This is a genomic window from Microbacterium sp. NPDC097977 (assembly GCF_040302605.1).
Classification (GTDB): domain Bacteria; phylum Actinomycetota; class Actinomycetes; order Actinomycetales; family Microbacteriaceae; genus Microbacterium.
The window spans coordinates 36163-49008 of the sequence record NZ_JBEOUR010000019.1 but is presented as its reverse complement, the minus strand read 5'-3'; the positions used below and the strand labels follow the sequence as shown (position 1 = coordinate 49008).

Below are 12846 nucleotides of genomic sequence, written 5' to 3'. Positions count from 1 at the left end.
AGCTGCGTGCGCTGCTCGACGGGTCGGTGCCCGTGGTCGTCGACGCCGGCGCTCTGGACCTCGCACCCGGACGGCGCGCACCGCTGCTCCTGACCCCCCACGGCGGGGAATTCGCCCGTCTCGCACGCCAGCTCGGCGCGGAACCGGGCGACGACCGTGCCGTCGGCGCCCGCCGGGTCGCGCAGGAACTCGGCGCGACCGTTCTGCTCAAGGGGGCGCGTACGATCATCGCCGACCCCGACGGAACGTTGATCACCGTCGAGGCCGGCACGGGGTGGTTGGCGACGGCCGGTACCGGTGACGTGCTCGGTGGGGTGCTCGGCACGCTCCTCGCCGCGAACTCGGGCACGGATGCGTCCATCGCCGAGATCGCGGCGGCGGGCGCGTGGCTGCACGGTCACGCCGGCCGGCTCGCAGCCGGGGTCGGGGCGGACGGCGAGGCGCACGGGCATCCGATCGTCGCGCTGGATGTGGCGGAGGCGCTGCCGCGCGCGATCGTGGACGTCCTCGCGTGAGTCGTCGCTCGGCCATGGGCATCGTCGCGTCCTGGTGCGCGTTCCTGCTCGTGCATGTGATCGTCGCGGTGTCGGGCTGGGTGCTCCCGAGCCAGCCGATGGGCGATGTGGTGCTCGTCTACGAGCCGTGGTCGACAGCCGCGCTCTCCGGCGGACCGATCGTCGGCGTCACCGAGACCTGGGTGTACCCGCAGCTCGCTCTGGTGCCGATGCTCGTCGCCAAGATCCTCTCCGTCCCCCTGATCGCCGCGACGGGGGTCTCCGGCGCCTATCTGATCGCCTGGGCCGTGATGGTCACGGTGCTCGACGCGATCGCGTTCGCCGTGCTGCTCGGTCGTTCGCCCTCGCGTCCGCGCCGCATCGCCGCCTGGTTCTGGGTGGCCGCGGTGCTGTTGCTCGGCCCCATAGCGATGTATCGGATCGACGCCGTCACGGTGCCGCTCGCCGTGATCGGCGGACTCTGGCTCACGCGTCGCCCCGCCCTCGCGGCCGCGCTGCTGACGATCGGGGCCTGGATCAAGATCTGGCCGGGCGCGCTGCTGCTCGCCGCCCTCGTCGCGGCGCGCAGCAGGATGCGGATGCTGCTCACCGCGGCCGCGGTGACCGCCGGCGTGGTCGTGCTCCTGCTCGCACTCGGCGCCGATTCCGAGATACTCGGGTTCCTCACCGAGCAGACCGGCCGCGGCCTGCAGATCGAGGCGGTCGCCGCGACGCCCTTCCTCTGGCTCGCGGTCGCCGGCTCGGCGCGCATCGAGTACAGCTACGACATCCTCACTTTCCAGATCGCGGCGCCGGGAGCGGATGCCGTCAGCGCGGCTCTGACGCCTGTGATGGCGGTGCTGGTCGTCGTCATCACGATCCTCGGCGCCGTCAAGGCGACGCGGGGAGCGTCCTTCGCCCGTCTCTTCCCTCCGCTCGCGCTGTCGCTCGGCGCCGCCCTGATCGTGCTGAACAAGGTCGGCTCGCCGCAGTTCCAGACGTGGCTGATCGCACCCGTCGTGCTCTGGCTGGTGCTCGACCGCACGCGCGCCGCCGTGCCTGCGGCGCTGGTGCTCGTGCTGTGCGCTCTCACCTGCCTCATCTACCCGCTGACCTACGACGCACTGCTGCGCGCCGAGCTGCTTCCCGTGCTGACGCTGACGCTGCGCAACGCGCTGCTCGTCGTGATCCTGATCGTCGGCATCCGCGCCCTCGTACGGGTCCCCGCCCACCTCCACACCACGAACCGGGAGTGAAGAACCATGCTGATCGCCTTCTCCGTCGCCCCGAGCGGCACACCCTCCGATGGGTCGGAGCGCTCCGGCGCCTCCGTGCACGACGCGGTGGCCGCTGCGGTCCGCGTCGTGCGCGAGTCCGGTCTGCCGCATCGCACGACGAGCATGTTCACCGAGATCGAAGGCCCGGACTGGGACACGGTGATGGACGTCGTCAAGCGCGCCACCGAGGCCGTGATGCCGTTCGGCTCGCGGGTGTCGCTCGTGCTCAAGGCCGACATCAGGCCCGGATACTCGGGAGAGCTCGACGCGAAGATCGAGCGTCTCGAGGCGGCCATCGACGAGTACGAATAGGGGTTCGCCGCGTCGCGTCAGTCGTGAAGCCGTGCTCCCTTGATCATGCGGTCGATCGCATTGCGTGGCCCGCGGAGTGCGACCCCGACGAGATCGAGGTCGCGAGCCGCGACCGCTGCGACAGCCGCGCGATTGGCATCGTCATGCCCGGTCGCGAACAGCTCCCGCGTGTATACGGCGATCGCCACGTCGGCGCGGGTCGTGGCCTTGCCGCGCGCGGCGCCGAGCAGCGCGGCATCCGCCGTCATCACCAGCACAGGCTGGCGGAGCATCGGGAGGTAGACGTTGCCGTCGCCGTCGCGGTACGGCTCACCGGTGAGCCCCGGGGTGCTCACGGCGATGCCCGACATCAGGAAGGACGTGACGTTCAGCTCCTGCCATGCGGTGAGTCCTTCGCTCAGGAGGACGACGACCTTCGTGTCGCAACGGGGAGATGCGGCGGGCGGCGGATCGGTCGGCAGTGAGGCAGAGGTCATGGTTCCATGGTCGCCCGGCCGCACAGGATCGTCTTGTACGTTTCTTGCATGCCGGAACTCCTGCGAGCGTGGCACCCTGCGGTGCCGTCGGTGCGCGAGGTCTATCACGCGTCGTTCGACCACGCCTATCCACCGCACGCCCATGACGGGTGGACGGTGATGCTCGTGGACGAGGGCGCCGTCTCCTACGAGCTGGGGCGATCGGCGCACATCGCGGCACCGGGCGCCGTGACCGTCCTGCCGCCGGGGATCTCGCACGACGGGCGGTCTGCGGTCGACGGCAGGATCTATCGCAAGCGCGTGGTGTATCTGGACAGCGCGTGGCTGCCCGGGCATGCCTCGGATCGGTCGGTCTCGAGGCCGACCCTCATGAGCACCGCGGCGCTGAGGGCGGCGCGACGGGTTCATGCCGCGCTCGACGAGCCCGGCGACCTGCTCGCGGCCGAGCACTGGACGCTTGCACTGCAGCGGCTGATCCTCACCCATCTCGGATCCGCGTCGAGCAGTCGCGACGACGCCCCGCTCGCCCGCCGCGTGCACGCGCTGCTCGACGAGCGGTTCGCGGAGTCGTTCACCATCTCCGATGTGGCATCGGAGCTCGGGGTGCACCCCAGCCACCTCACGAGGTCGTTCACTCAGAGGTACGGGCTGGCTCCGCATCAGTACGTCCTCAGCAGGCGGATCGACCTGGCGCGCCGGATGCTCGTCGCCGGCGCTTCGCCCGCATCGGCCGCGGCGCACGCGGGGTTCTTCGACCAGGCTCACCTCACCCGTCACTTCCGACGGGTGCTGGGCGCGACGCCGGGCACCTTCGCCAGCCGGTAGCATTGACGGGTGAATCCCTCGACTGAATCGAGGGGTGCGGCGAAGTGGGCGCTCCTCTCCCTCGCCATAGGCAGCTTCGGCATCGGCATGACCGAGTTCGTCGTCATGGGCCTGCTGCCCAACATCGCCGACGAGCTGCTGCCCACGCTGTGGGCGCGCAGCCCTGAGGACGCGCTGAGCCAGGCCGGCTGGCTGATCTCGCTGTACGCGCTGGGCGTCGTCGTCGGAGCGCCGACGATCGCGGGTTTCGTCGCGCGCTTCCCGCGGCATCGTGTCATGATCGGCCTCGCGCTCGCCCTGACCGTGTTCAACGCCCTGACGGTGTTCCTGCCCACGTTCGAGCTCGTCGGCGCCTCCCGCTTCCTCGCAGGGCTCCCGCACGGGGCGTACTTCGGCATCGGCGCGCTCGTGGCCGCCGACGTCATGGGGCCGGGCAATCGCGCGAAGGGCGTCGCATTCATCCTCACCGGACTCACGGTCGCGAACGTGGTCGGCGTGCCGCTGGGCACGTTCCTGGGTCAGCTGTGGGGGTGGCGGGTCGCGTTCGCGGTGGTCGCGCTGGTCTTCGCGCTCGCGACGGCCTGCATCGTCCTCTTCGTGCCGAAGCACCCCGGATCTCCCGGACGCACCATGCGCGAGGAGCTCGGCGTCTTCCGCATCCCGCAGGTCTGGTTCACGCTCGGGGTCGGAGCCATCGGCTTCGGTGGGTTCTTCGCCGTCTACAGCTACATCGCCCCGCTGGTGACGGAGGTCGCCGGGTCCCCCGAGTGGGTCGTGCCGATCGTGCTCGTGCTGATGGGCCTCGGGATGACCGCGGGGAACCTCGTCGGCGGTCATCTCGCCGACATCGACCTGCGGCGCACGCTGCTGTTCGGACTCGTGGCGATGGCGGTGGTGTTCGCGCTGCTGGCGGTGCTCGCATTCTGGATCGTCACACTCGCGCTGCTCGTGCTCGTCGTGGGCTTCGTGTCGTCGGTGCTCAGCCCGACGATCCAGACGCGGCTGATGGATGTCGCGGGGGACAACCAGTCGATCGCCGCCGCCATGAACCACTCCGCGCTCAACATCGGCAACAGTCTCGGTGCGTTCCTCGGCGGTGCGGTGATCGCTGCGGGGTGGGGCTTCACCGCCCCGTCCTGGACCGGGGCGGCGCTCGCCGTCGCCGGTCTGGTGATCGCGCTCCTGTCGTATCGCGTCGAGGCCAGGAAGCCGGTGCCCGCCGCCGCGTGAGCCCGCCGTCCGGGTCATGGCCGCGGGTAGAGTGAGCGCGTGAGCGAGCCCGACGATCTCCCCGTCGCCGGCACGGCCGTGCTGCTGCGTCCCGCGACCGGCGGCATCGAGGTGCTGCTGATGCGGCGACCCGATCGCGGATCGTTCGCCGGCGCGTGGGTCTTCCCCGGAGGCAAGGTGGAGACAGGCGATCGCCTGGACGGGGACGGCGAACAGGACGGTGCGCGACACGCGGCGGTGCGCGAGACGCGGGAGGAGGTCGGACTGGTCATCGCCGAACCGGTCGCCCTGTCGCTGTGGCAGCCGCCGGCGCAGGCTCCCGTGCGCATCCGCACCTGGTTCTTCCTGGCCAGGGCGCCCGAGGCTGCGCTCGACCTCTCGGCCGACGAGGTCGTGGACGCGGCGTGGACCAGCCCGGAAGAGGCGCTGTCACGGCACGCGGCGGGGGAGTGGACGCTCTTCCCGCCCACCTGGATGACGCTGCACGGTCTGTGCGGCATGCAGACCGTCGACGAGGCGCTCGCGGCTGCCGGCACCGCGCGGGCCTTCACGACGCGGGTGATCGAAACGCCGGCGGGCACCGTGTTCGAGTGGGACGGGATGCGGCTCGAGACCGGATCGCTGCCCTGGAATTTCGTGGCCGGCTAGGCGCTGAGCAGTCGGCGCAGGTGGGCGCCGACGGCCTCCGTCTCGATGAGGAAGCCGTCGTGTCCGAAGTCGCTGGTCAGCACCACCGCCTCGTCCCCGTCGAGGGTGCGGGGGATGCTGCGTGCGATGCGATGCTGTCCGTCGACCGGGAAGAGACGGTCGCTGTCGATCCCGAGCACGAGCGTGGTGGCGGTGACGCCTCGCAGCGCCTCCTCGACGCCCCCGCGGTCGCGTCCGACGTCATGGGAGTTCATCGCCTCGACGAGCGTGATGTAGCTGTTCGCGTCGAAGCGGCGCGTGAACTTGTTGCCGTGGAAGTCGAGGTACGACTCCACGGCGAAGCGCCCGCCGTGGCCGAGCGGCGACACCCCCGACTGCCAGGAGCGCTGGAACCGCTGGTTGAGCTCGATCGGGCTGCGGTAGTTCAGCAGCGCCATGCGACGTGCCAGAGCGAGGCCGCGATGCGGGCCGTCGCCGTCGGCCAGGTCGTAGTACTCGCCTCCCTGGAACCGCGGATCCATCCTGATCGTCTCGAGCTGCACGGTGTTCAGCGCGATCTGGTCGGCGGTGGTCGCCGGCGGTGACGAGAGCACTCCGAGCCGCTCGACCCGCTCGGGGTGCGTGACCGCCCATTCCAGAGCGTGCATTCCGCCCATCGATCCGCCGATCACCGCCGCCCACGCGTCGATCCCCAGGGCGTCGGCGAGTCGCACCTGGGCGGCGACCTGATCACGGATGGTCAGATACGGGAAGCGGGACGCCCACTCGTACCCCGACGGCGCGATGCTCGCGGGACCTGTCGACCCCTGGCATCCGCCGAGCATGTTCGGGGCGATCACGAACCAGCGATCCGTGTCGAGAGCGGCACCGGGTCCGGTGATGCTCTCCCACCAGCCGGCGGTCGGATGCCCCGCGCCCGCGTCGCCGCGGATGTGGCTGTCGCCGGTGAGGGCGTGCAGCACGAGGATCGCATTGTCGCGGGCCGCGTTCAGCTCCCCCCAGCTCTCGTAGGCGAGTCGGATGGCAGGGAGCTCTGCTCCGCTCTCGGTCGGGAAGGAGCCGAACGATGCGAAGTGACGACCGCCGACGGGGTCGCCGTCGCGCCAGGCACCGGTCGCCGGGGGGCGCGCGCGCAGCAGGCGCACGTCGGCCTCGCTCACGGGCGCCGAGGGCACCGTGTCTTCAGAGGTCGTCTGCCAGTCCATTCCTCCATTCTCGCCTGGCGGGCCGACGAAGGAACGAACGTTACGGTGCCGGGTGCGTCGCGGTGGTCGTGAGCGTCGCGGTGCTCATGAGGGTCGTGGGGCGGTGGGGGCGGTGCGCGCTCAGCGGGTCGTCGTCGCCAGCGTGGTCACGGTCGCGAGGTGGTCGCTGGTCCCTGCCCGCATCGTGGTGGACGCGAGTACCTCCAGTCCCCGCACGAACACGTGGTCGATCCGGGTCAACGGCACAGTCGAGGGCCAGGTGAATCCGAGCGAGCCGTCGGTCGGTCTGACCCAGTCGAGCTGCGACCGGATGGCGCCGAGCGCCGGATCCGCGGATGCGGCGTTGAAGTCGCCCACCACGACGATCGCGTCACCCTGGTCGGCGGCCACGGCATCCGCGATGCCGGTGAGCATGGTGTCGCGCTCCTCCTGCACACCGGGACGCACGGAGGCGGCATGCATCACGTAGACCGCGACGTCGGCGTGGGGGGCGGCCACGACCACCCGCAGCGCGCGTTTCCAGTCGAGCCCGAGTGAGAGGGCCTCCGCCTCGAGGATGGGGAAGCGACTCCACACGGCGACGGTCCCGATCGCGTAGGTGTGCGGGTAGTCGGCGGCCAGCGTGTCGCGTGCGGCCGCCAGGCTGGCTTCGTCCAGTTCGGTCAGGGCGATGACGTCGGCGCCGGATGCGGCGATCTCCGCAGCGGAGGCCGCAGCTCCTCCGGAGTGCGCGCGCACGTTCTGGCTGACGATCTCGAAGGATGCGGTCGGGTCGGCGCCGACCGCGGCGAGACCGGGCGCGGCGAGACCGGGCGCGGCGAGACCGGGCGCGGAGGGGGCGATGGCGAGCATCCAGACGAGAGCGGGTGCGATCAGCACGAGGAGTACCCGCCGGGCCCGGACGAGGGCGCACACCGCGAGGGCGAGCAGGGCGAGGCCGCACCACGGCAGCAGAGCCGCGGCCACGGTGCCGATGACGCCGGGTATCCAGATGCCCACGGCGAGTGCCAGCATCACGAGTCCGGCGACGGCGATGACCCGTCCGGCGCGGACGGTCGAGCGACGGCCAGGCGGCGGGGGTGTGGTGACGGCGATGGGATGCTCCTCGGTGCGGGCTTCCCATTCTCGACGCCGCCGACTGTGCAGCCGCCGCACACGGGAGACGACGGATGCCCCGGACCGAGGCCCGGGGCATCCGTCGTGCGATCGTCGGATCAGGCGCGTGCGGCCTCCGACACGCGGCGCGCCGCGGCGAGGGCCTCGTCGAGGTCCGCCTTGAGGTCGTCGATGTTCTCGATGCCGACAGACAGACGCACGAGTCCGGGCGTGACGCCGGCCGTGAGCTGCTGCTCGGGGGTGAGCTGCGCGTGCGTGGTCGACGCCGGGTGGATCACCAGCGAGCGCACGTCGCCGATGTTGGCGAGGTGGCTGAAGAGCGACAGGCTGTTCACGAACTCGCGGCCGGCCTCGACGCCGCCCTTGAGCTCGAACGACAGGACCGCTCCGACACCCTTGGGGGCGTACTCGTTGGCCTTGGCGTACCAGGGCGAGGAGGGCAGGCCCGAGTAGTTCACCGAGGCGACGTCGTCGCGGCCGTCGAGCCACTCGGCGATCTCCTGGGCGTTCTGCACGTGACGCTCGATGCGCAGCGAGAGCGTCTCGATGCCCTGGATGAGGTTCCAGGCGCTCTGCGGGGCGATGGCCGAGCCCAGGTCGCGGAGAAGCTGCACGCGGGCCTTGATGATGTACGCGAGCGGGTCGCCGACCGCAGCGGTGTAGCTGGCGCCGTGGTACGAGGGGTCGGGCTCGGTGAGACCGGGGAATCGTTCGACGTTCTTGGACCACTCGAACGTGCCGCCGTCGATGATGGCGCCGCCGATGGTCGTCCCGTGGCCGCCGAGGAACTTGGTCACGGAGTGCACCACGATGTCGGCGCCGTGCTCGAACGGGCGGATGAGGTACGGGGTGGCGATCGTGTTGTCGACGATCAGCGGCACGCCGCCCTCGTGCGCGACGTCGGCGACGGTGCGGATGTCGAGGATGTTGATCTGCGGGTTGCCGATGGTCTCCGCGAAGAACAGCTTGGTGTTCGGGCGGACGGCGCGGCGCCATTCCTCGGGGTCGTCCTGGTTCTCGACGAACGTGACCTCGATGCCGAGCTTCGCGAGCGTGTACTTGAAGAGGTTGTACGTGCCGCCGTAGATCGAGCTGGACGACACGATGTGGTCGCCCGCCTGCGCGATGTTGAGCACAGCGAACGTCGACGCCGCCTGCCCGCTGGCGAGGACGAGGGCGCCGGTGCCCCCCTCCAGCGCGGCGAGGCGCTGTTCGAGCACGTCCTGCGTGGGGTTCTGGATGCGGGTGTAGATGTTCCCGAACTCCGCCAGGGCGAACAGGTTCGCCGCGTGGTCCGCGCTGTCGAACACGTACGACGTGGTCTGGTAGATCGGCGTGGCCCTGGCCTTGGTCACGGGGTCGGGAGCAGCGCCGGAGTGGATCTGCTTGGTCTCGAAACGCCAGGTCTCGGGTGCGGACATGTGTTCCCCCTGGAACTGTTGGAAATCGGTTCGGCTGATGCCGTTGCTGCGAGCGTACGGAAAATCGTCAGTCGCCGACAGCCGTCGGGACATGCGACGTAATCAACTCGATAGATCCTGCGTGAGCAGCGCATCCGCCCAGGTCCGGGCGATCCGGAACGGCTCGGCGAAGGTCGCCATCCCCACCGTGACGATCGCCCCCTCGTAGAGCAGCATCATCGCCTGCGCCATCGCCCGGGGGTCGCGGACCCCGCCGGACGTGCACAGCTCCTCGAACAGATCGAGCAGCCATACCTTCTGGCGCGACACCTCGGGGAACACGGGATGGCCGTCGGCGCCGTCGCCGAGCTCGGCACGGGCGTTGATCGCACTGCATCCCTTCGGGCTGTTCTCATCGGACCACGAGATCGCGGCGTCGAAGATCGAGAGGATCCGCGCGGGTCCGGGCTCGGGAACTCGCTCGAGCTGCGCGGCGACATGCGCGCGCCATCGGGCATCGCGGTGCTGCAGGTACGAGACCACGAGGGCCTCCTTCGACCCGAACCGGTCGTAGAGGGTCTTCTTGGTGACGCCAGCCGCCTCCGCGATCGTGTCGACGCCGACGGCGTGGATGCCGCGCTCGTAGAAGAGCCGCGATGCCGCGTCGAGCACCCGGCGTCCGCCGGGGGTCAGGGGGGCGAGGTCCGGGACCGGCTGTGTCATGGCTCGAATATACCAGTCTGTATAGTTCATGTCATGAGTAGACAGATCGGTATACTTGGCCCGGTGGTCACCGTCACCGCATCCGCGGTCTTCGTGGTCACCTGGAGTTCGGGGTTCATCATCCCGGCGTTCGCCACCGTCGACGTCTCGCCGTTGACGCTCCTCGTCTGGCGTTTCGTCCCGCTGGCGTGCATGCTCCTCGTGCTCGTGCATCTGACGGGGGCGGCGAGGGGCATTCCCGCCCGTGATCTGCGCATGCAGTCCGCGATCGGCGTGTTCGCGCAGTTCGGGTACTGTCTCGCCGTCTACGCGGCGGTCGCCGCCGGGGTCGCCACCGGAACGGTCGCGTTGATCGACGCGATCCAGCCGCTCGTCGTGGCGGTGCTCGTGGGGCCGGTGCTGGGCCTGCGGGTCCGGGGAGCGCAGTGGCTCGGTCTGGGGATCGGCGCGGTCGGGGTCCTCCTGGTGGTGCGCTCGCAGCTCGGCGACACGGGAGCGCCACCCTGGGCCTACGCGTTTCCGGCACTGGCGATGGTCGCCCTCATCGTCGGCACACTGTTGCAGCGCAGAACGCCCGTACGCACCGGAGTGCTCGTCACCCTCACTGTGCACGTGTCGGTGACCGCGGCGCTGCTGCTCGTGCTCGCGACGATGACGGGATCGCTCGTCCCCCCGGCATCCTGGCCCTTCTGGATCGCCGTCGCCCTGACCGCCGTGTTCCCGACGCTCGCCGCGTACGGGCTCTACTGGTGGCTGCTGCGACGAATCGGGATCACCGCGCTGCAGGCGCTGCTCTTCCTGATCGCCCCGACGACCTCGCTCGCGGGGAGCGTGCTGCTGGGTGAGCCGATGACCCCGGTCACCGTCGGCGGTTTCGCACTGTGCGCGGCCGGAGTCGCGATCGTCCTGGTCGGGGATGCCCGCTCGAGACGAGAGGATGCACGAGCGGAGTGACACGGCGTGCTGGTGCCCGGTACGACCATCTTCCGCGGCACGTGCTCCTCATCGTGGTCTCCTGGGAACACCTCAGGACCACCCGTACCCCGCGACGGGATGCCGCGGAGTGGGCGGTCACTGCTGCACGAACGGCTGTGTCAGCTCGTCCTCGAGCCAGTCCTCGCCGAACGAACGCGTGAGCGCTTCGGTGAGGTGGTTGCTGTCGAAGTACGCGGGGATTCCGCCGACGACCGGGTAGCAGACGTCGTCGCAGAACACGTCGGAGAAGTCGACGACACTGAAATTCACATTGTCGATCATCGCCGCGGCGCGCGTCAGCGCCGACTCGGCGTCGACGCTCTCGACGGGTACGGTGCACGAGTCGAGGATGCAGTCCACGATGTCGACGGGCAGCACCGGGGGCTCGGCCATCAGGATGACGCGCTTGCCAGAGTCGAGCCACTGGTTCCACGCGTCGGCGTAGCCGGTGCCGGGGTCGGGCTGGCCGTTGACGGTGTACTTGCCCGACCAGGCCGTCGTGATGATGACGTCGATGTCGGGGTCCTCGACCAGCATGCCGATCGTGCCCGTGCGCCAGGCCTGGCAGTCTGCGACGTAGGCGGGGTCCGTGCTGATCGTTCCCACCGCGGGGTCGGCGGTCGCCGCGCAGCCTCCCTTGAGGAAGGTGTGGATGCGCGCGTTGTGCACGGGCGCCACGGTGTCGAGCGAGCCGGACCACATCTCGGCGTGTGAGTCTCCGACGATCGCGATGTCGAGGTCCTGCGTCCCCTCCGGCACTCCGAACGAGCAGGTCTTGACGACCCCGTCGGCCGTGGTCACCTCTTCGCAGACGGTGCCGCCGGTCGTGCTGGTGATGAGGTTGAAGTGGCTCTCGGAGAGCAGGTACCCCTGGTCGCCGAGCTCGCGAGAGTCGGAGCAGTCAGCGGTGCCGAGTTCTGCCTGGGCGCCGAAGCACTCCCCGGGGTCCTTCGACGCGGCGACGAGTGCGGCGGTCGCCGCGACACCGCGGTCCCGAAGGGCGATCACGCCGACGGCGGACGGGATGACGACCACGGCCATTGCGACCAAGGTCATGACGAGGATCCAGCGTGGGCGGGTGCGGGCGAGCGGGCCGAGGCGCACCGGGTCTTCGACGAAGCGCTTGGTGAGCAGTGCGAGAACCAGGGTGATGGCGAGGAGGACGAACTTCTCCGGTGTGCCGATCGGCCGCGACAGGATGACGGGGGCGGCGACGATGAGCGGCCAGTGCCAGAGGTATGCCGAGTAGCTCACGTCGCCGATGATCTGCACGGGGCGGAACGAGGTGATCGCCCGCGTCGACCAGGTGTGCTCGGCCTCGCCGATCGCGATGACGAGAACGACACCGAGGACGGGGATGAGGGCGGCGGGGCCGGGAACGCCGGACTGCGAGTCGAAGAGCACGGCACTGCCGAGGATGAGCGCCCAGCCGAGCCAGACGAACGCGCTGAGGCGGCGGCGGATCGTCTCACTGAAGACGGGGAGCAGGGCGACGAGGCCACCCGCGGCGAACTCCCACGCACGGCCCGTGGTCTGGAAGTACGCGGCCGACGGGGTCTGGGCACTGGAGTACACGGCCCAGGCGAGCGAGACGAGCGCGATGCCCGCGAAGACGACAGCGGTGACGACGACCTGCGTGCGCTTGGCGCGACGGAAGGTGAGCCAGGCGACGACCAAGAGGATGATCGGCCAGACGATGTAGAACTGCTCCTCGACCGAGAGCGACCAGTAGTGGGTGACCAGGGTCTGGGCCTCGCCCTGGGCGAAGTAGTCGAGCGAGTTCGAGGCGAGCAGCCAGTTGAGCACGTAGACCGCGGCGGCGCCGATCTGGTAGAGCTCGTCCTGCCACTGGGGAAGGGGCATCTTCACGACGGTGAAGATGGCGCACACCGCGAGCACGAGCAGTGCGGCGGGCAGCAGACGGCGGGCACGTCGGGCCCAGAACGCGCCCAGTCGGATCTTGCCGGTGCTCCGCGACTCGCGGAGCAGATGGGACGTGATGAGGAATCCGCTGATCACGAAGAAGACGTCGACGCCGATGTAGCCGCCGGGAAGGACCTCGGGCCACATGTGGTTGACGATCACGGCGAGCACGGCCACCGCGCGGAGCGCCTGCAGATCAGTGCGGAAGTCCCGCTTCGGTCCAGTCATCGTTCCCTTATCTC

The 12846-nt window shown here is 70.0% G+C and carries 13 protein-coding genes; 7 read left to right on the top strand and 6 right to left on the bottom strand.

Annotated elements, in window-relative coordinates:
- The 3 genes from ABTZ43_RS06780 to ABTZ43_RS06770 all read left to right on the top strand — a co-directional run.
- On the top strand, positions 1–515 hold a 515-nt coding region (locus ABTZ43_RS06780), incomplete at its 5' end, for an ADP-dependent NAD(P)H-hydrate dehydratase (protein ID WP_350538273.1).
- On the top strand, positions 512–1750 hold the full coding sequence (locus tag ABTZ43_RS06775) for a glycosyltransferase 87 family protein (protein WP_350538272.1): 1239 nt from the start codon (positions 512–514) through the stop codon (positions 1748–1750). The genes ABTZ43_RS06780 and ABTZ43_RS06775, both read left to right, overlap by 4 nt.
- A gap of 6 nt (positions 1751–1756) precedes the next feature.
- Complete coding sequence (locus ABTZ43_RS06770) at positions 1757–2083, top strand: thiamine-binding protein (RefSeq protein WP_350538271.1); 327 nt, start codon at positions 1757–1759, stop codon at positions 2081–2083.
- 17 nt (positions 2084–2100) lie between these two features.
- On the opposite strand, the gene ABTZ43_RS06765 is transcribed toward ABTZ43_RS06770, so the two are convergent.
- Entirely contained in the window at positions 2101–2559 is a 459-nt protein-coding gene (locus tag ABTZ43_RS06765; protein WP_350538270.1) for a DUF2000 family protein, read from the bottom strand.
- Between the two features lie 48 nt (positions 2560–2607).
- On the opposite strand from ABTZ43_RS06765, the gene ABTZ43_RS06760 reads away from it, so the two are divergent.
- The 3 genes from ABTZ43_RS06760 to ABTZ43_RS06750 are packed head-to-tail and all read left to right on the top strand — an operon-like array spanning position 2608 to position 5262.
- Positions 2608–3384 carry an AraC family transcriptional regulator gene (locus tag ABTZ43_RS06760; protein ID WP_350538269.1) on the top strand — a complete coding sequence of 259 codons (777 nt, stop codon included), beginning with the start codon at positions 2608–2610 and terminating at the stop codon, positions 3382–3384.
- A 9-nt stretch (positions 3385–3393) separates the two neighbouring features.
- Positions 3394–4614, top strand: a complete 1221-nt coding sequence (locus tag ABTZ43_RS06755; RefSeq protein WP_350538268.1) for an MFS transporter — start codon at positions 3394–3396, stop codon at positions 4612–4614.
- A gap of 39 nt (positions 4615–4653) precedes the next feature.
- Complete coding sequence (locus tag ABTZ43_RS06750; protein ID WP_350538267.1) at positions 4654–5262, top strand: NUDIX hydrolase; 609 nt, start codon at positions 4654–4656, stop codon at positions 5260–5262.
- Here ABTZ43_RS06750 and metX read toward each other — a convergent pair.
- The 4 genes from metX to ABTZ43_RS06730 form a co-directional block, all read right to left on the bottom strand.
- Positions 5259–6467 (bottom strand): homoserine O-acetyltransferase MetX, encoded by a 1209-nt coding sequence (gene metX / locus ABTZ43_RS06745; RefSeq protein ID WP_350538266.1) that lies wholly within the window; start codon positions 6465–6467, stop codon positions 5259–5261. The genes ABTZ43_RS06750 and metX overlap by 4 nt on opposite strands.
- Positions 6468–6587: 120 nt before the next feature.
- Entirely contained in the window at positions 6588–7481 is an 894-nt protein-coding gene (locus ABTZ43_RS06740; RefSeq protein WP_350538265.1) for an endonuclease/exonuclease/phosphatase family protein, read from the bottom strand.
- Positions 7482–7681: 200 nt separating this feature from the next.
- Positions 7682–9004 (bottom strand): bifunctional o-acetylhomoserine/o-acetylserine sulfhydrylase, encoded by a 1323-nt coding sequence (locus tag ABTZ43_RS06735; protein ID WP_056416531.1) that lies wholly within the window; start codon positions 9002–9004, stop codon positions 7682–7684.
- A 102-nt stretch (positions 9005–9106) separates the two neighbouring features.
- On the bottom strand, positions 9107–9706 hold the full coding sequence (locus ABTZ43_RS06730; RefSeq protein WP_253385874.1) for a TetR/AcrR family transcriptional regulator: 600 nt from the start codon (positions 9704–9706) through the stop codon (positions 9107–9109).
- Positions 9707–9739: 33 nt separating this feature from the next.
- Here ABTZ43_RS06730 and ABTZ43_RS06725 point away from each other — a divergent pair, with 33 nt between their 5' ends.
- A complete protein-coding gene (locus ABTZ43_RS06725) occupies positions 9740–10660 on the top strand; it encodes a DMT family transporter (RefSeq protein WP_350538264.1) in 921 nt (306 codons plus the stop codon).
- Between the two features lie 117 nt (positions 10661–10777).
- Here the strand turns inward: ABTZ43_RS06725 and ABTZ43_RS06720 are convergent, their stop codons facing one another.
- Positions 10778–12832: an acyltransferase family protein gene (locus ABTZ43_RS06720; RefSeq protein ID WP_350538263.1), complete on the bottom strand. Its 2055-nt coding sequence runs from the start codon at positions 12830–12832 to the stop codon at positions 10778–10780.
- Between the last annotated feature and the right edge of the window lie 14 nt (positions 12833–12846).